The following is a 15,728-nucleotide window of genomic DNA, read 5'->3' on the forward strand; positions in this document are numbered from 1 at the left end:
CCGCCCGTATCGACACAACGAAGGACGATCGTGCTCATTGCCGGGTTCCCCGCCGGGGCCTGGGGGACGAACTGCTACCCGGCCCCGTTCGGGGCCGCCCTTTCCGCTGTCTCCGCTACTTCTTCCTGCCGCGCTTCTCGCGCACCCGCACCGAGATGTGGATCGGCGTCCCGTCGAAGCCGAACTCCTCGCGCAGGCGACGCTCGATGAAGCGCCGGTAGCCCGCCTCGATGAAGCCGGAGGCGAACAGCACGAACCGCGGCGGCTTGGTGCCCGCCTGGGTGCCGAACAGGATGCGCGGCTGCTTGCCGCCCCGGACCGGGTGCGGGTGGGCGGCGACCAGCTCACCGAGGAAGGCGTTCAGCCGGCCCGTCGGGACCCGGGTCTCCCAGCCGGCGAGGGCCGTCTCGATCGCCGGGACCAGCTTCTCCATGTGCCGGCCCGTGCGCGCCGAGACGTTCACCCGGGGTGCCCACGCCACCTGGCCGAGCTCGGTCTCGATCTCCCGCTCCAGGTAGTAGCGGCGCTCCTCGTCGAGGGTGTCCCACTTGTTGTACGCCAGGACGATCGCACGGCCCGCGTCGACGGCCATGGTGACGATCCGCTGGTCCTGCACCGAGATCGACTCGGAGCCGTCGATCAGGATGACCGCCACCTCGGCCTTCTCCACGGCGGCGGCGGTGCGCAGCGAGGCGTAGTAGTCGGCGCCCTGCTGGAGGTGGACGCGCTTGCGGATGCCCGCCGTGTCGACGAACTTCCAGGTGACGCCGCCGAGTTCGATCAGCTCGTCGACCGGGTCGCGGGTGGTGCCCGCCAGCTCGTTGACGACGACGCGCTCCTCGCCCGCCACCTTGTTGAGCAGCGAGGACTTGCCGACGTTCGGGCGGCCGATCAGGGCGACGCGGCGCGGACCGCCGACACCGCCCCCGCCGAACGTCTCGCGGGGCGCCTCGGGGAGCACCTCCAGGACCTTGTCGAGCATGTCGCCGGTGCCCCGGCCGTGCAGCGCGGAGACCGGGTGCGGCTCCCCCAGGCCCAGCGACCACAGGTAGGAGGCGTCTGCCTCGCCGCTCTGGCCGTCCACCTTGTTGGCGCACAGCACGACCGGCTTGCCGGCCTTGCGCAGCAGCCGGACGACGGCCTCGTCGGTGTCGGTGGCGCCGACCTTGGCGTCGACGACGAACACGACGGCGTCGGCGGCCTCGATGGCGTACTCCGCCTGGGCGGCCACGGAGGCGTCGATGCCGAGGACGTCCTGCTCCCAGCCGCCGGTGTCGACGACCTTGAAGCGGCGGCCCGCCCACTCGGCCTCGTAGGTCACACGGTCGCGGGTGACGCCGGGCTTGTCCTCGACGACGGCCTCGCGGCGCCCGATGATGCGGTTCACCAGGGTCGACTTGCCGACATTGGGGCGGCCGACGACGGCGAGCACGGGCAGCGGGCCGTGGCCCGCCTCCTCGAGGGCGCCCTCGACGTCCTCGAGGTCGAAGCCCTCCTCCGCGGCGAGCTCCATGAACTCCGCGAACTCGGCGTCACCGAGCGCCCCGTGGTCGTGCTCGTACGCGCCGTCGGACGCGTCCGAGCCGTCGGGCTGGATGTGGTCGTTCATGAAGTCCGTACCTCGTCGTTCATCGTGGTGGTCGGTGGAGTGCCCGATGTGTCCGGGCTGATCCACTACTCAGTGTCGCTCAGCGCCTGGTGAGACGCCTGGCGTTTTCCAGGTGGGCCGCGAGCTGCTTCTGGATGCGCCCGGTCGCCTCGTCCAGCGCCTTGCGGGTCCGGCGTCCGGAGCCGTCGCCCGCCTCGAAGGGCTCGCCGAAGACGACGTCGACGCGCGAGCGCAGCGGAGGCAGCGCCTTTATCAACCGTCCGGGCCGGTCGGAACTTCCCAGCACGGCCACCGGGACGATCGGGGCACCGCTGCGCACGGCGAAGTACGCGAGCCCGGCGCGCAGCGAGGCGAAGTCGCCCTCGCCCCGGGTGCCCTCCGGGAAGATGCCGAGCACGCCGCCGCCCTCCAGGACGCCCAGCGCCTGGGTGATCGCCGTGCGGTCGGTGGTGGTGCGGTCGACCTTGACCTGCCCGATGCCGAGCAGGAAGGGGTCCAGCGGCCCGATGAACGCTTCCTTCTTGATCAGGAAGTGCGTCGGGCGGGGCGCCACCCCCATGACCATGGGGCCGTCGATGTTGTGGGAGTGGTTGACCGCGAGGATCACCGGCCCGCTCGCGGGCACCCGCCAGGCGCCCAGCACGCGCGGCTTCCACAGCCCGTACATCAGGCCGACGCCGATGCGCCGCCCGACCTCGGCGCCCCGCGCCGAAGGCAACTCGGTCACTTTCCGGCCCGCTTCTCCTCGACGAGGGTGACGACGCACTCGATGACCTGGGCCAGGGTGAGCGCGGTGGTGTCCACCTCGACGGCGTCGTCCGCCTTGGCGAGCGGGGAGGTCTTGCGGCTGGAGTCGGCGGCGTCCCGCTTGATCAGGGCCTCGCGGGTGGAGTTGACGTCGGCGCCCTTCAGCTCGCCGCTGCGGCGGGCGGCCCGGGCCTCCGCGGAGGCGGTGAGGAAGATCTTGAGGTCGGCGTCCGGCAGCACCGTCGTGCCGATGTCCCGGCCCTCGACGACGATGCCCCGCTCCGCGGAGGCGGCGATCGAACGCTGGAGTTCGGTGATCCGGGCGCGCACCTCGGGCACCGCGCTGACGGCGCTGACCTTGGAGGTGACCTCCTGGGTGCGGATCGGGCCGGCCACGTCGACGCCGTCGACCGTGATCGTCGGCCCCTGCGGGTCCGTGCCGGAGACGATCTCGGGCTTGCCCGCGGCGGCGGCCACGGACACCGGGTCGTCGACGTCGATGCCGTTGTTCACCATCCACCAGGTGATCGCCCGGTACTGGGCGCCGGTGTCCAGGTAGCTCAGCCCGAGCTGCGCCGCCACGGCCTTCGAGGTGCTCGACTTGCCCGTGCCGGACGGACCGTCGATGGCGACAATCACTGGCGTGGCGCTTTCCACAGTGGGGACCTTCCTGAACCGGGCTCGGCGGGGGTGAGGGCGCGAGTGCCCCGCACAAGGTTACTGGGTTCGCGTCACTCGTCCGGCCCCGCGTCCACGGCGGCGCCCCGCGGCCGGGAGCGGCGTCCTGCCGGGCCGGAGCGGGGGCCGGGTGGCAGCCCCGGGAGCGCCACCGGCCGCACCCGCTCACTGCCGGAGCGCCCAGCCCCGCTCCCGCAGCGCGGCGCTCAGCACCGGGGCCGCCTTCGGCTCCACCATCAGCTGCACCAGACCGGCCTGCTGCCCCGTCGCGTGCTCGATCCGTACGTCCTCGATGTTGACGCCGGCCAGGCCCGCGTCGGCGAAGATCCGGGCCAGCTGTCCCGGCTGGTCGTCGATGAGCACCGCCACGACCTCGTACGCCCGGGGCGCGGAGCCGTGCTTGCCGGGGACGCGGACCTGCCCGGCGTTGCCGCGCCGCAGCACGTCCTCGATCCCGTCGGCGCCCTCGCGGCGCTTGTGGTCGTCGGAGGACTGAAGGGCGCGCAGGGCCCGCACGGTCTCCTCCAGGTCGGCGGCGACGTCCGTGAGCAGGTCGGCCACCGGCGCGGGGTTCGCTGAGAGGATGTCGATCCACATCCGGGGGTCGGAGGCGGCGATCCTCGTCACGTCCCGGATGCCCTGCCCGCACAGCCGTACGGCGGCCTCCTCGGCGTGCTCCAGCCGCGCGGCCACCAGGCTGGAGACCAGGTGGGGCATGTGCGAGACGAGGGCGACGGCCCGGTCGTGGGCGTCGGCGTCCATGACCACCGGCACCGCACGGCAGTGCGAGACCAGCTCCAGGGCGAGGTTCAGCACCTCGGTGTCGGTGTCCCGGGTCGGGGTCAGCACCCAGGGGCGGCCCTCGAAGAGGTCCCCGGTCGCGGCCAGCGGGCCGGACTTCTCCCGGCCCGACATGGGGTGGGAGCCGATGTACGCCGACAGGTCGAGGCCGAGCGCCTCCAGCTCCCGGCGCGGTCCTCCCTTGACGCTGGCGACGTCCAGGTAGCCGCGTCCCGCTCCGCGCCGCATGGCGTCGCCGAGCACACCGGCGACGTGCGCGGGCGGGGCGGCGACGATCACGAGGTCGACGGGCCCGTCCGGTGCCTGGTCGGTCCCGGCGCCGAGCGCGGCCGCGGTACGGGCCTGCTCCGGGTCGGGATCGGCGAGGTGGACGGTGACACCCCGCTGTGCCAGCGCCAGCGCGGCGGACGTGCCGATGAGGCCGGTGCCGATGACGAGTGCGGTCCTCACTGGGCGATGTCCTTGCGCAGGGCGGCGGCGGCGCCGAGGTAGACGTGGGCGATGCCGGCCCGGGGCCGGTCGGACTCGATGTGCGCGAGGACCCGGACGACGCGCGGCATGGCGCCCTCGATGTCCAGCTCCTGGGCGCAGATGAGCGGGACGTCGACGATGCCCAGCTTGCGGGCGGCGGCCGCCGGGAAGTCGCTGTGCAGGTCGGGCGTGGCCGTGAACCAGATGCTGATCAGGTCGTCGGCGGTGAGATCGTTGCGCTCGAGGATCTCCGTGAGCAGGGCACCGACCTGCTCGTCCATGTGCCCGGCCTCGTCCCGTTCGAGTTGGACGGCGCCCCGGACCGCTCGTACCGCCACGGCGTTGCTCCTTGCTGACGTGCGTGTCGCTCTCCGTCCGACCAGCCTAGTCAGCCCGCGCGGCCCGGGTACGCGGCGCCCGCCCGGTGAGACGCCGGGATCGAGGGGTTTGAGTAGATTCAGTGTGAAGATGAACCGAATTCCGATACACCCCCACTTGGCACTTCCGGAGTGACGACATGAGCTACGAGACCACGCGCCGCACGGTCCTCCTCGCGACGGGCGCGACAGGCGCGGCGGTGCTCGTCGCGGCCTGCGGCGGGGGCGGCGACAGCGGCTCCGAGTCGACGGACTCCCCCACCGGCGGGGGCGCGACGAGCGGGCGCGCCGGGCGGGTCCTGGCCGACGTCGGCGAGATCCCGGTCGGCGGCGGCAAGATCTTCGCGGACGCGGAGGTCGTGGTGACCCAGCCGGAGGCGGGCCGCTTCAAGGCCTTCTCGGCGATCTGCACCCATCAGCGCTGCACGGTGGGGTTCGTGTCCGACGGCACCATCGACTGCCCGTGCCACGGCAGCAAGTTCCGCATCGCCGACGGCGCGGTGGCCCACGGCCCGGCGACGCAGCCGCTGCCCGCCGAGCAGATCACCGTGGAGGGAAACTCGATCCGCCTGACATGAGGGCCCGCGGCCGGCCCCGCCGCGTCACGCGTCCCACAACGCCCCGAGAGTGAGCAGGTCGCTCCGGTACTCGACACGGTCGGCCCACTCGGTGGGCCAGGCCCGCGCGCCCAGGTGCGCGCCGGCGAAGGCGCCCGTCAGGCAGGCGATCGAGTCCGAGTCGCCCGAGGTGCAGGCCGCACGGCGCAGGGCCGTCACCGGCTCGTCGACGAAGATCAGGAAGCACAGCAGTCCGGTCGCCAGGGCTTCCTCGGCGATCCAGCCCTCACCGGTGGCCAGGCACGGGTCGGTCTCCGGCGAGACGGTGCGCACGGCGGGCTGGAGCCGGTCCAGGACCTCCAGGCACTCGTCCCAGCCGCGTGCGATGAACCGCTCGGGGCTGGCGTCCTCGGCGCGGCGCCACAGGTCGCCCAGCCAGCGCTCGTGGTAGCGGCTGCGGTTCTCCAGGGCGTACGAGCGGAGCAGGCCGACCAGACCCGTCGGCTCCGCGCCCTGGGCGAGCAGGCGTACGGCGTGGGCGGTGAGGTCGGAGGCCGCCAGGGCCGTGGGGTGGCCGTGGGTGAGCGCCGCCTGCAACTGGGCGGCGCCGGCCCGCTGTTCGTCACTCAGGCCGGGCACCAGCCCCAGGGGTGCGACGCGCATGTTGGCACCGCAGCCCTTGGAGTGGATCTGCGAGGCGTCCTGCCAGGGGCGGGTCTCGTCCTTCAGCAGCATGCAGGCCTTCATGCAGGTGCGGCCCGGGGCCCGGTTGTTGTCCGGGGACTGGTACCAGTCGACGAACTCCTCCCGCAGCGGCCGGGTCAGGCGCAGCGGCGTGAGCAGCCCCCGGTCCATCGCCGTGCGCACCGCGCGGCCCACCGCCAGCGTCATCTGGGTGTCGTCCGAGACGAAGGCGCGCTTCGGCAGCTCCATCTCCCGCCAGGGTCCGCACTTGGCGAGGATCGAGGGCACGTCGTTGAACTCGGTCGGGAAGCCCAGCGCGTCGCCGAGGGCGAGCCCCGTCAGCGTTCCGGTGGCGGCTTGCTTGTGGACGAGCGTGGTCATGCGGGGCGTCCTTCCCGGGTGGGCCGGAGGAGAGGCGGGTGCAGGGCGGCGGCGGTTCCGGCGCGGTAGAGCGCGGCGGGTTTGCCCCGGCCGCCGGTCAGCCGGGCGGCGCCGGGGACGGGTTCGACGAAGCCGGGCGTGGCGAGCACCTTGCGCCGGAAGTTGGGCCGGTCGAGCGCGGTGCCCCACACGGTCTCGTAGACCTGCTGGAGCTCGCCGAGGGTGAACTCGGGCGGGCAGAAGGCGGTGGCGAGGCAGGTGTACTCGAACTTGGCGCCGACACGGTCGTGGGCGTCGGCCAGGATGCGGTCGTGGTCGAAGGCGAGCGGCCCCTCCGTGCCGTACGGCACCCAGTCGGCCCGGGCCGCGTCGCTGCCGCCGTGCGCCTCGGGCGCGTCGGGCAGCAGTGCGGCGAAGGCGACCGACACGACCCGCATCCGGGGGTCGCGGCCGGGCTCGCTGTAGGTGCGCAGCTGCTCCAGATGCAGCCCCGAGACGTCGGACAGGCCGGTCTCCTCGGCGAGTTCACGCCGGGCGGCCGTCTCCGCCGACTCGTCCGGCCGAAGGAACCCGCCGGGCAGGGCCCGGCGTCCGGCGTACGGCTCCTGTCCGCGTTCGACGAGCAGCACGTGCAGCGCGCCCTGCCGGACGGTGAACACGGCCAGGTCGACGGTGACGGCGAAGGGTTCGTGGGCGTACTTGTCGTAGCCGTCCATGACCAACACCCCCTTTTATAGTCAGCACGACTATAAAAGGGGGTGCGAGTCGGTCACAAGGTCTAGAGGTCGACTTCCTGCATCAGCATGCCGACCTCGGTGTTGGACAGCCGCCGCAGCCAGCCCGACTTCTGGTCGCCGAGGGTGATCGGGCCGAAGGCGACCCGGACCAGCTTGTCGACCGGGAAACCGGCCTCCGCCAGCATCCGGCGCACGATGTGCTTGCGGCCCTCGTGGAGGGTGACCTCGACGAGGTAGTTCTTGCCGGTTTGCTCGACGACCCGGAAGTGGTCGGCGCGCGCGTAGCCGTCCTCCAGCTGGATGCCGTCCTTGAGCTTCTTGCCCAGGTCGCGCGGGATGGGGCCGACGATGTGCGCGAGGTAGGTCTTCTTCACGCCGTACTTCGGGTGGGTCAGCCGGTGCGCCAGCTCGCCGTGGTTGGTGAGCAGGATGACGCCCTCGGTCTCGGTGTCGAGCCGGCCGACGTGGAAGAGGCGGGTCTCACGGTTGGTGACGTAGTCCCCGAGGCACTGCCGGCCCTCCGGGTCCTCCATCGTCGACACCACACCGGCGGGCTTGTTCAGCGAGAAGAACTGGTAGCTCTGGGTGGCGACGGTCAGCCCGTCGACCTTGATCTCGTCCTTCTCCGGGTCGACCCGCTTGCCCTGCTCCAGGACGATCTCGCCGTTGACCTCGACCCGGGCCTGCTCGATCAGCTCCTCGCAGGCGCGCCGGGAGCCGAAGCCCGCGCGGGCGAGGATCTTCTGAAGCCGCTCGCCCTCCTGCTCGGCGCCGGGGAAGGTCTTGGGGAGCTTGACCTCCTTCTTCCCGGCGTACCGGTCGCGGTTGCGCTCCTCGATCTGCGCCTCGTACTCACGGGGGCGCGCCGGGGCCGTGCGGCCCGGACGCTGGGGCTGCTTGGGCCCGCCCTTGGCGCCACCGCGGGCCGCGCCGCCCCGTCCGGCCTTGGGGCCGTCCTTGGTCGCGCCGGGGCCCACGTCGTAGCGGCGCTCCTCGGGGCGCGGCTTCTTCGGACGGCCACTGCCCTGCTTGTCGTCGCGGTTGTTGCCGGCGCCGCGGAAGTTGCCGCGACCACCACCACTCCCGCCGCGGCCGCCGCTGTTGCCACCACGGCTCCCGCCGTTGTTTCCGCTGCTGTTCCTGCCGCTGCTGCTTCGCATCAAAGTTCCGTCTGGTCGTCTTCGTCGTGGGTCCCCGGGTTCACCGGGCGGCCCGGCGCGCCGTCGTCTGGCGCGTCCGGGTCGAACGACGGTACGCCCTCCTGGGTCTCGGCCTCGATCGCCTCCGCCTCCGGGAGGAAGGGCGCGAGCTCCGGGAGCTCGTCCAGGCCGCGCAGGCCCATCCGCTCCAGGAAGTAGTTCGTCGTCCTGTACAGGATCGCACCTGTTTCGGGTTCCGTGCCCGCCTCCTCTATCAGACCGCGCTGGAGGAGGGTGCGCATGACACCGTCGCAGTTGACTCCGCGTACGGCCGAGACCCGGCTGCGGCTGACCGGCTGCCGGTAGGCGACGACGGCCAGGGTCTCCAGCGCGGCCTGCGTGAGGCGGGCCTGCTGGCCGTCCAGCACGAAGCGCTCGACGGCCGGGGCGTAGCCGGCCCGCGTGTAGAAGCGCCAGCCTCCCGCGACGTACCGCAGCTCGAAGCCGCGTCCCTGGACGGTGTACTCGTCGGCCAGCTCGCGCAGGGCGTCGGCGATCTGCCGCTTCGGCCGCTCCAGTATCTTCGCGAGGTGCTCCTCGGTCGCGGGTTCGTCCACGACCATGAGGACGGCCTCCAGGGCCGGTTTCAGCTCGAGGTCGGCGACGGTGCGCGGCCCGGCCGGCAGGTCGGTCGTTCGCTCGCTCACGCCTTCTTCTCCTCCTTCGGCGGCTCGGGCGGCCGGTCGAACTCGTCGGTGACGGTCGGTGTCCGGTCACCGTCCCCGCCGGTCCACCGCACGAGCAGGTCCCCGAGCGCGGTCTCCTGCTCCAGCTCGACGGCCTTCTCGCGGTACAGCTCAAGCAGGGCGAGGAACCTCGCCACGACGGTCAGGGTGTCGTCGGTGTCCTCCACGAGGGCACGGAAACTGGCCTCCCCCAGCTCCCGCAGCCGGGTCACGACGATCTGTGCCTGCTCCTGCACGCTGACCAGCGGGGCGTGGATGTGGTCGACGTAGACCTGCGGCTTGGGCCTGGGCTGCATGGCCTTCACGGCGAGCTTGGCGAAGCCCTCGGCGCCGATGCTGATCACGACGTCGGGCAGCAGCTCGGCGTGGTGCGCCTCCAGCCCGACGGTCCGGGGGTAGCGCCGGGCCTCGTCGTCGAGCCGTCCGCTGAAGATGTCGGCGATCTGCTTGTACGCGCGGTACTGCAACAGCCGGGCGAACAGCAGGTCCCGCGCCTCGAGCAGCGCGAGGTCGCCCTCGTCCTCCACCTCGGCGGCGGGCAGCAGCCGCGCGGCCTTCAGGTCGAGCAGGGTGGCGGCGACGACCAGGAACTCGGTCGTCTCGTCCAGGTCCCAGTCCGGCCCCATGGCCCGGATGTACGCCATGAACTCGTCGGTCACCTTGGACAGCGCGACTTCGGTGACGTCCAGCTTGTGCCGCGAGATCAACTGCAACAGCAGATCGAAGGGCCCCTCGAAGTTGGCGAGCCGGACCTTGAAGACCCCGTCGTCGGCCGCCGCCTCGGCGGCAGCCCCGCTCGGTTCAGCCGGGTCCACCGGCCTGGGCGGCGCGGCCACCGGGGATCCGGACATCGAAGGCGCGGGCGCGGCGTGCGAGGAAGCAAAGCCGGGCCCGGCCGCCGGGGTGGCGGGCCCCGCATGCGCGGGGCCCTCGCCGGCGGGCGGCGCTTCGAGCAGGACCGACCCGGCCCGCAACTCGACCGGCGGAGCCGTCCCGTCGTCCTCCGCGGAGGAGGGGCCGGGCGGCTCGGCCTCCTGGGGCCAGACCTCCGGCGGCTCGGCCGGCGGAGCCGTCCGCGGAGCCGCCGGCCCCCTCCCCAGCACACGCCGGCGGCCGGCCGGGCCGCCGGGGGGAGGTGGGGAAGCGTTCGAGGTCATGGCCCCCGCAGGCTACCGCTACCGCCCGCGCAGTCGTCGTACGAGGATGCTGGCGTCTCCACGGGTCTCCAGGTCGGCGAGGACCACGGCGACCGCTTCGCGGACGATGCGCCCGCGGTCGACGGCCAGGCCGTGCTCGCCGCGGAGCACGAGACGGGCGTGCTCGAGGTCCATGAGCTCCTCGGCCGACACGTACACCGTGATCTTCTCGTCGTGCCGCTCACGGCCGCTGGGGCGGCGCGAGGGACTACGCCCGCGCTTTCGGGGCGCCGCCCCCGCGGCACCGGCGGCAGAACCTTCCTGCGCGCCCTGCCGGCGGGCGGAGCCGGAGCGCTCAGCGGCCGCGGAACGGCTGTGGGCCTCCCCGGCCTCGGCCGGCTCCGCGTCCGCCGCGACGTGCTCGGCACCCTCGCCGTCACCGCCCTGCGCGGGCACCGACTGCGGCCCGTCCTCGGCGGCGGCCGCCGCGTCGCCCTCCCCCGCCGGAGCGGGCACCCGGGCGTCGCCGTTGGCCTGACGCCTGGGCTGGGACGACTGAAGCGCCATCCCCCCTGTCGTACGGAAGAGTTCGTCGGCCCCCGGCAGACTCACTCGGCGTGACACCGGGCGAGCACCTCCCTGGCGAGCTGGCGGTAGGCGGCGGCGCCGACGGAGTTGGAGGCGTACGTGGTGATCGGCTCACCGGCGACCGTGGTCTCCGGGAAGCGGACCGTGCGCCCGATGACCGTGTGGTAGACGTGGTCGTCGAACGCCTCGACCACCCGTGCGAGCACCTCACGGCTGTGCACCGTGCGCGAGTCGTACATGGTGGCGAGGATCCCGTCGAGCTCCAGCTCCGGGTTGAGCCGCTCCTGGACCTTCTCGATGGTCTCCGTCAGCAGGGCCACACCGCGCAGCGCGAAGAACTCGCACTCCAGAGGCACTATCACCTTGTGGGCGGCCGTCAGGGCGTTCACCGTGAGCAGGCCGAGCGAGGGCTGGCAGTCGATGACGATGAAGTCGTAGTCGGGCAGCAGCGGCTTCAGGGCGCGTTGCAGCGTCGACTCGCGGGCGACCTCGGAGACCAGCTGGACCTCGGCCGCCGACAGGTCGATGTTGCTGGGCAGCAGGTCCATGTTGGGGACCGCCGTCTTCAGCAGCACCTCGTCGGCCGCCATCCCCCGCTCCATGAGCAGGTTGTAGACGGTCAGGTCGAGTTCCATCGGGTTGACACCGAGTCCGACCGACAGCGCGCCCTGCGGGTCGAAGTCCACGAGCAGGACCCGGCGTCCGTACTCCGCGAGCGCGGCACCCAGGTTGATGGTCGACGTGGTCTTGCCGACGCCGCCCTTCTGGTTGCACATCGCGATGATCTTCGCGGGTCCGTGTTCGGGCAGCGGACCCGGGATCGGGAAGTACGGCAGCGGGCGCCCGGTCGGGCCGACCCGCTCCCGGCGCTGTCTGGCCGCGTCGGGCGCGAGAGTGGCCGCGTACTCGGGGTCGGGCTCGTACTCCGCGTCGGGGTCGTAGAAGTGCCCCTCGGGCAGTTCGTCGTAGTCGGCGAAGTGGTTGTGGGGCGCGCCACTTCCGTCGCCGGCCATGGCGTTCACGTGATGGCCATCCATCTTCTGGTGTGCTGTGTGAGTCGCCTGCTGACTCTGGTGGGCTGCGAAGGTGCGCACAGCGACGGAGCCGACAGCCTCGAACCCCGCGGGACCCTGGTCCCGTGCAGGCATTCCTGGTTGACCACCCCCGGGAGTAAATGTCGACTCATTCACAAGTCGTCTTACCTCCTTGGTGACCAGGAAACTTCTAGACAGGTCAGCGTGGCACCATGCCGACGATTGGCGACTCTATGGCGTGTCGGGCGTCCGCAGCAACACAATCCGCCGGACCCGGCCCGATGTGTCGGCAATGAAACATCCGGCTGTCAAGGGCGTACGGCCGTCGCACGGCAGGTTTCACCGGTGTGCGAATCGGTTGAAGGGTTACGTTCGAGGCGAGTTGCTCGAGAATCGCGAAGTGACCATACACACATCCGGCCGGACCTCGTCGGGCAAGGTCCGGCCTGGTGTGTGGTGTTGACGACCGGTGAGGGAGTCCCCCCGATCGAGCGAAGCCGGTACGGAGGGAGTATCGCCTTCGCCGGTCTGTCACTTAGCCGACTTACCGGCTGAGGAGGTTCAGCCGAGCAGCGCGGACAGTTCCACGTGCTCCACGCCGTGCGCCTCGGCGACCTCGCGGTAAACGACCTTGCCGTCATGCGTGTTGAGGCCCTTGGCCAGCGCCGGGTCGCGGCGCAGGGCGCCCGCCCAGCCGTGGTCGGCCAGCTCGACGATGTACGGCAGCGTCGCGTTGGTCAGCGCGTAGGTGGAGGTGTTGGGCACCGCGCCGGGCATGTTGGCGACGCAGTAGAAGACCGAGTCGTGGACCCGGAAGGCCGGCTCGGCGTGGGTGGTCGGGCGGGAGTCCTCGAAGCAGCCGCCCTGGTCGATCGCGATGTCGACAAGGACACTTCCGGGCTTCATCCGCGACACGAGCTCGTTGGTGACCAGCTTCGGGGCCTTGGCGCCGGGGATGAGCACCGCGCCGATGACGAGGTCGGCCTCCAGGCAGGCCTTCTCCAGCTCGAAGGCGTTGGAGACGACGGTCTGGATCTTCGTGCCGAAGACCTTGTCGGCCTCGCGGAGCTTGTTGATGTCCTTGTCGAGCAGGGTCACGTGGAAGCCCATGCCGATGGCGATCTGCGCGGCGTTCCAGCCGGAGACACCGCCGCCGATCACGACGGCCCGGCCGGCCAGCACACCGGGGACACCGCCGGGCAGCACACCGCGGCCGCCGTTGGCGCGCATCAGGTGGTAGGCGCCGACCTGCGGGGCCAGCCGGCCCGCGACCTCGGACATGGGGGCGAGCAGCGGCAGCGCGCGGCTGGGCAGCTCGACGGTCTCGTAGGCGATCGCGGTGGTGCCGGACTCCAGCAGGGCGTCCGTGCACTCCTTGGAAGCGGCCAGGTGCAGGTAGGTGAAGAGCGTCTGGTCCTTGCGGAGGCGGTGGTACTCCTCGGCGATGGGCTCCTTGACCTTCAGCAGCAGGTCGGCGGCGGCCCACACCTCGTCGGCGGTCTCCAGGATCTGCGCGCCCGCGGCGACGTACTCCTCGTTCGTGATCGAGGAGCCGAGGCCGGCGTCGCGCTCGACGACGACCTGGTGGCCGTGGCGCACCAGCTCGTGCACACCGGCGGGGGTGATGGCCACCCGGAACTCGTTGTTCTTGACCTCGCGGGGGATGCCGACCTTCACGTCGATCACGGTCCTTGGCTCAGAGGGTATGGGGGTATTTCTCAGACATACCCGGGCACGCGCGGGCACACCGGGAGAGACCGCAGGAGAACGTGCGGCAGAGCCAGTCTAATGAAGGTGTTCTCGCTGTCCAGCCTTTCATTGCATCAATCTTCAGCGGATGCGGTACGGATTTCGCAGGCGTCGGGTTCATTTTGAAGGTTTGAGTCGCCGAGGATCCGCTCGGCGGCGCCCCGGTGCAGCCCGGCCGAGGCGGGGTCACCCAGGTGCTCGAGGGTGTCGGCGACCCGCAGATGCAGCGCGGCCTGCAACCGGGGGTCCTCCGCGCGCCGGGCCCACTCCACGGCTTCCCGGCAGGTGCGCAGCGACTCCTCGGGGCGGCCGGCGTACTCCTGGACCCGCGCCAGCTCGCTCAAGGCCCGTGCCTGGGCGGCCACATCGCCGTTCTTGCGGTGCCCGGTGATCGCCGCGCGCCAGTTGCGCAGGGCCTCGCCGTAACGGCCCGCGAAGGTGTGGGCGGCGGCGATCCGCCCGTAGAGCCGGGCGGCCTCGGCGCGCTCGTCCCGGGCGAGCCGCTCGACCAGGGCGCGGCCGAACCAGTCGGCGGCCCGGTCGAAGTCGCCGAGGTCCAGGTGGGCGCCGCCTACGGATTCCATCGCGCGGCCGGTGGCGTAGGGGTCGTTCACCTCACGTCCGGCGTCCAGCGCGGCCCGGTAGCGGGCCAGGGCGTCGGCCGTGCGGCCGGTGCGCGCGTCGAGGTCGCCGAGGTTCAGCAGGGCGGCGGCCCGCTCGCGGGGCAGGTTCCGGCGCTCGGCGACGTCGAGGACCATGCCGTGGATGTCGTAGAGGTCGGGTGCGGCGGCCCGGATGCCGATGTGCGCCGCCATGGCCCTGACCAGCTGTGACATCAGCCGTCGGGCCAGCGTGTCCAGCTCCCCGTCGGCGACCGCGAGCCGGGCCGAGGCCAGCAGGGCGGGCCGGGTCAGGCGCAGCCAGTCGGCGGCCGCCCGCGGGGTGGGGAAACGCAGGGCGCGCGGCATGTCCAGGAGCTTCTGGCGGGCTTGCGGGCTGTCGGTCTCGGTGATCGCCCGGCAGGCCTGGAGCAGCCGGACGGTCCGCTCCAGCATGCGCGCCCGGGCCAGCTGGAGCTCGGCCGGGCGTTCATGGTGCGCGGCGAGGATCCGGAGGTGGGGGTGGAGACAGCCGGGCACCTCGTACTGAGGCAGCGGGGAGTCCACCGCGTGCAGGAAGCCGAGGGCGACGAGGTCGTCCAGGGTGGTGCGGGCCCGGCCGACCGAGCAGCCGACGAGCGCGGAGGCGGTCTGCGGGTCGACCAGCCCGGCCGGGGCGAGGGCGAGCAGGCGCAGCATCCGGGCCTCGGTGGCCGGCAGGGCGGCGTGCGCGAGGCGGAATACCCGGGTCAGGGCGGTGCCCTCGGTGTCCTCGGCGCGCAGCTGCTTGGCGAGGTCGGAGACGGCGGCCTTGGGGCGGGCCGCGAGCCAGCCGCCCGCCAGCATCAGCGCGGCGGGCTGCCCCTGGCACTCCTCGGCGAGGCCCTCGGCGGCCCGGGGGTCGACGGTGATGCGGACCGAGCCGGTGTGCCGGGCCAGGAGCTCCACCCCGGACTTGGCGTCCAGTCCGCCGAGGGTGCAGGGGCGGACGTCGGAGATGCCGGTCAGCGGACCTTCGGAGACTGCGACGACGAGGCAGTCGGGGGTGTCGGGCAGCAGGGCGTCGACCTGCTCGGCGTCGGCCGCGTCGTCCAGCAGGAGCAGCATGCGGCGGTCGGCCAGGGCGGTGCGCAGGGCGTCGGTGAGGTCGTCCTCGCAGGCCCCGGCGGGAGCCTGCTCGTCCAGGGCGGCGAGGAGGTCCCGGGCGGCGCGTCCGACGGGGACGGGGGTGCCGTCGGGGTCGGTGAGGCGGGCGCGCAGGACGCCGTCGGGGTAACGGTCAGCGATCTGCCGTACGAGTTCCTCGGCGAGTGCGGTGCGGCCCGAGCCGGGCCGTCCCGCGATGAGCAGCACGCGCGCGCGAGGTGCCTTGCGACCCGCGAGGGTGTCCAGTCCGGCACGCTCGATGTCGGCGCGCAGTTCCTTCAACTCCCGTGTGCGGCCCAGGAACTCGCTCTGTCCGGCAGCGCGCCCGGCCGGCCGCACGTCGCCTGTCTCCACGACCTGATCCGTCACGGGCCACACTCCCGTCCCACCGCACACGCAAGCCCGCCGGGACTCCGGTTCGGGCGTGCCACAGAGCCTAGTTCACGCTCTGCAACGTCCCCGGTGGAGCACGGCGGGCACGGCGGCGGCATCCCCCGATCGGATCAGCAGATCGTAGGACCGACCACGTGGAGGTCGCGCCCGCCAGGG

Annotated in this window: 15 protein-coding genes; 1 reads left to right on the top strand and 14 read right to left on the bottom strand. The window is 72.4% G+C overall.

Annotation, left to right across the window (positions count from 1 at the left end; all coding sequences use genetic code 11):
- Positions 1-115: 115 nt before the first annotated feature.
- From der to aroH, 5 genes are all read right to left on the bottom strand, one after another.
- Complete coding sequence (gene der, locus AB0I06_RS33015) at positions 116-1,609, bottom strand: ribosome biogenesis GTPase Der (RefSeq protein WP_363122548.1); 1,494 nt, start codon at positions 1,607-1,609, stop codon at positions 116-118.
- A gap of 79 nt (positions 1,610-1,688) precedes the next feature.
- The gene (locus AB0I06_RS33020) at positions 1,689-2,336 is read right to left on the bottom strand and encodes a lysophospholipid acyltransferase family protein (protein ID WP_363122549.1); all 648 of its coding nucleotides are present in this window, start codon (positions 2,334-2,336) and stop codon (positions 1,689-1,691) included.
- Complete coding sequence (gene cmk / locus AB0I06_RS33025; protein ID WP_363122550.1) at positions 2,333-3,013, bottom strand: (d)CMP kinase; 681 nt, start codon at positions 3,011-3,013, stop codon at positions 2,333-2,335. The genes AB0I06_RS33020 and cmk overlap by 4 nt, the downstream gene beginning before the upstream one ends.
- A gap of 186 nt (positions 3,014-3,199) precedes the next feature.
- Positions 3,200-4,285: a prephenate dehydrogenase gene (locus AB0I06_RS33030; protein ID WP_363122551.1), complete on the bottom strand. Its 1,086-nt coding sequence runs from the start codon at positions 4,283-4,285 to the stop codon at positions 3,200-3,202.
- Positions 4,282-4,644, bottom strand: coding sequence for a chorismate mutase (aroH, locus tag AB0I06_RS33035; protein WP_363122552.1), 363 nt, complete (start codon positions 4,642-4,644; stop codon positions 4,282-4,284). The genes AB0I06_RS33030 and aroH overlap by 4 nt, the downstream gene beginning before the upstream one ends.
- Positions 4,645-4,823: 179 nt before the next feature.
- Between aroH and AB0I06_RS33040 the strand changes: the two genes are divergently transcribed.
- Complete coding sequence (locus tag AB0I06_RS33040; RefSeq protein ID WP_363122553.1) at positions 4,824-5,261, top strand: Rieske (2Fe-2S) protein; 438 nt, start codon at positions 4,824-4,826, stop codon at positions 5,259-5,261.
- 24 nt (positions 5,262-5,285) lie between these two features.
- Here AB0I06_RS33040 and AB0I06_RS33045 read toward each other — a convergent pair whose 3' ends face one another.
- From AB0I06_RS33045 to AB0I06_RS33085, 9 genes are all read right to left on the bottom strand, one after another.
- On the bottom strand, positions 5,286-6,305 hold the full coding sequence (locus AB0I06_RS33045; protein ID WP_363122554.1) for an ADP-ribosylglycohydrolase family protein: 1,020 nt from the start codon (positions 6,303-6,305) through the stop codon (positions 5,286-5,288).
- Complete coding sequence (locus AB0I06_RS33050) at positions 6,302-7,021, bottom strand: NUDIX domain-containing protein (RefSeq protein WP_363122555.1); 720 nt, start codon at positions 7,019-7,021, stop codon at positions 6,302-6,304. Before AB0I06_RS33050 ends, AB0I06_RS33045 begins: the two co-directional genes overlap by 4 nt.
- A 62-nt stretch (positions 7,022-7,083) precedes the next feature.
- Positions 7,084-8,202 carry a pseudouridine synthase gene (locus AB0I06_RS33055; RefSeq protein WP_363122556.1) on the bottom strand — a complete coding sequence of 373 codons (1,119 nt, stop codon included), beginning with the start codon at positions 8,200-8,202 and terminating at the stop codon, positions 7,084-7,086.
- A complete protein-coding gene (scpB, locus tag AB0I06_RS33060; RefSeq protein ID WP_363122557.1) occupies positions 8,202-8,888 on the bottom strand; it encodes an SMC-Scp complex subunit ScpB in 687 nt (228 codons plus the stop codon). The genes AB0I06_RS33055 and scpB overlap by 1 nt, the downstream gene beginning before the upstream one ends.
- Complete coding sequence (locus AB0I06_RS33065) at positions 8,885-10,084, bottom strand: segregation/condensation protein A (protein WP_363122558.1); 1,200 nt, start codon at positions 10,082-10,084, stop codon at positions 8,885-8,887. The genes scpB and AB0I06_RS33065 overlap by 4 nt, the downstream gene beginning before the upstream one ends.
- An 18-nt stretch (positions 10,085-10,102) precedes the next feature.
- Entirely contained in the window at positions 10,103-10,687 is a 585-nt protein-coding gene (locus AB0I06_RS33070; protein WP_363122559.1) for a hypothetical protein, read from the bottom strand.
- Positions 10,672-11,799, bottom strand: coding sequence for a ParA family protein (locus tag AB0I06_RS33075; protein WP_363122560.1), 1,128 nt, complete (start codon positions 11,797-11,799; stop codon positions 10,672-10,674). Before AB0I06_RS33075 ends, AB0I06_RS33070 begins: the two co-directional genes overlap by 16 nt.
- 447 nt (positions 11,800-12,246) lie before the next feature.
- Positions 12,247-13,371 (bottom strand): alanine dehydrogenase, encoded by a 1,125-nt coding sequence (ald, locus tag AB0I06_RS33080; RefSeq protein ID WP_363122561.1) that lies wholly within the window; start codon positions 13,369-13,371, stop codon positions 12,247-12,249.
- Between the two features lie 137 nt (positions 13,372-13,508).
- Positions 13,509-15,548, bottom strand: coding sequence for a tetratricopeptide repeat protein (locus tag AB0I06_RS33085; RefSeq protein ID WP_363122562.1), 2,040 nt, complete (start codon positions 15,546-15,548; stop codon positions 13,509-13,511).
- Positions 15,549-15,728 lie beyond the last annotated feature (180 nt).

The organism is Streptomyces sp. NPDC050674 (assembly GCF_040654575.1).
GTDB lineage: Bacteria > Actinomycetota > Actinomycetes > Streptomycetales > Streptomycetaceae > Streptomyces.

What these genes read in the sequence shown, in the direction of transcription:
- der (WP_363122548.1), bottom strand. Translation starts at nt 1,609, where the DNA reads ATGAACGACCACATCCAGCCCGACGGCTCGGACGCGTCCGACGGCGCG.
- AB0I06_RS33040 (WP_363122553.1), top strand. Translation starts at nt 4,824, where the DNA reads ATGAGCTACGAGACCACGCGCCGCACGGTCCTCCTCGCGACGGGCGCG.
- AB0I06_RS33045 (WP_363122554.1), bottom strand. Translation starts at nt 6,305, where the DNA reads ATGACCACGCTCGTCCACAAGCAAGCCGCCACCGGAACGCTGACGGGG.
- AB0I06_RS33050 (WP_363122555.1), bottom strand. Translation starts at nt 7,021, where the DNA reads ATGGACGGCTACGACAAGTACGCCCACGAACCCTTCGCCGTCACCGTC.
- AB0I06_RS33055 (WP_363122556.1), bottom strand. Translation starts at nt 8,202, where the DNA reads ATGCGAAGCAGCAGCGGCAGGAACAGCAGCGGAAACAACGGCGGGAGC.
- AB0I06_RS33065 (WP_363122558.1), bottom strand. Translation starts at nt 10,084, where the DNA reads ATGACCTCGAACGCTTCCCCACCTCCCCCCGGCGGCCCGGCCGGCCGC.
- AB0I06_RS33075 (WP_363122560.1), bottom strand. Translation starts at nt 11,799, where the DNA reads ATGCCTGCACGGGACCAGGGTCCCGCGGGGTTCGAGGCTGTCGGCTCC.